Genomic DNA, 1,507 nt, shown 5'->3' on the forward strand with positions numbered 1-1,507 from the left:
AATCTGTTGTAACCTGGTTATTCCACCCGTTGTTCCTGATTCTGTGAAAATTACTTTTCCGGTTTCTCCAGCATTCACAATTTTTTTAATTATTTTCTCCGAGTTGTGCAAGAGTGTGGTCATTGTTTTTCCGGTGAAATCATCTTCTGTGTGTGTGTTGGCGTAAAACTGCATTATGTGCAGCAAGTAATTCTCGATGGAATACAAACATCTGCCGCTGGCTGTATAGTCCGCATAGACAAGCGGTTTTTCTCCGAACGGAGTTTGGAACAACTTGTTGCGTCCGATGATGTCGGTTCGGAGCCATTCCAGATTTTCGATTAGTTTTGTTGGTTTCATATTTTTTCCTTTTAATCACCGCAAAGGCGCGAAGAACGCAAAGAATTTTTTTTAAATTCAATCCTATCCTCAATTTTCGTATCAGTGATGCGACAATTCAAAAATTCGAATATAAATTCACAAACTTCTCACCCATTCCTCAAAAACAGGATTAATAATTTGGTAACTACCGTCTAACTTCTGAACTAAATTCTTTTTCATCAAACTGTTAATTGTAGCAGTCAAAGACGATGTTTCCGGCAGATTGAATTTTTTCCGATATTCACCGGAAAAGAGTTTGTCATTCTTTTTTAAATTTGAAATTGCTATAATCGTTTTTCTTTGATTCAGACTGAATTGGTCATAGATATTTTGAAATATCAGCGACTGACCTGCAATTACTCGATTTAACCATTTGTCTTTGAAACCTGGATTTTCCTGATTCTCATCCTGCAAAATCATTTCCCAGACAAATGAAGCAAAATGTTGTGTAAAGTGAGGATGACAGCGAGATTCTGATAAAATTTCCTTTATAGTATCATCGTTTATTTTCTGCTTTGTTTTCTTGAATTGCTTCTTTATGTATTTGGTTAAATCTTCAGCAGAAATCGGTTCTATATTCATTTTGAAACCATATTCGTAAAAAGGAGAATTTGTGTCGGAGAAAGTATATTCCATCAAAGATTGCTGACTACCCAAAAATATATAAGACACTTTTTTGTGGAATTGAAAATTTGAACGCATCCAATTGATGATAAAAGGTTTAATGCGATATATTTCTTGAAATTCGTCAAAAGCAATGCAAATCTTTTTATTACCTGCAATTTTCTCCGGGACATTCAAAATCGTTTCTATTTCAGATTGATGTTCAATGTTCTGTGTTTCAAACGATAAAGTTGAATTACCAAGCGCATCTATCGAAAATTTCGGATAAAGACCTTTGAAATATTCGGCAACTTTTCTGGTTAATTTTTCAACTCCCATTTTCCAACTGAATAGATTTTTAACCAAAACCTGTGAATATTTCCGAGCAAAATCATCTGCATTCAGAACATTATAAAAATCAAAATAGATGGTGATTATATCTTTTTCACGCAGCGTTTCAAACGCTTTTAGAACCAGTGATGTTTTCCCAAATCTTCTCGGTGAATACATCCAGAACGAATATCCATTTGTAATTGCTCTTTTA

Annotated in this window: 2 protein-coding genes; both read right to left on the bottom strand. The window is 34.2% G+C overall.

The window, feature by feature from the left end; all coding sequences use genetic code 11:
- On the bottom strand, nt 1-339 hold a 339-nt coding region (locus ENL20_04785), incomplete at its 3' end, for a hypothetical protein (GenBank protein ID HHE37871.1).
- Nucleotides 340-456: 117 nt separating this feature from the next.
- A partial coding sequence (locus ENL20_04790) for an ATP-binding protein (GenBank protein HHE37872.1) occupies nt 457-1,507 on the bottom strand: 1,051 nt, incomplete at its 5' end.

It is taken from the genome of Candidatus Cloacimonadota bacterium, assembly GCA_011372345.1.
GTDB lineage: Bacteria > Cloacimonadota > Cloacimonadia > Cloacimonadales > TCS61 > DRTC01.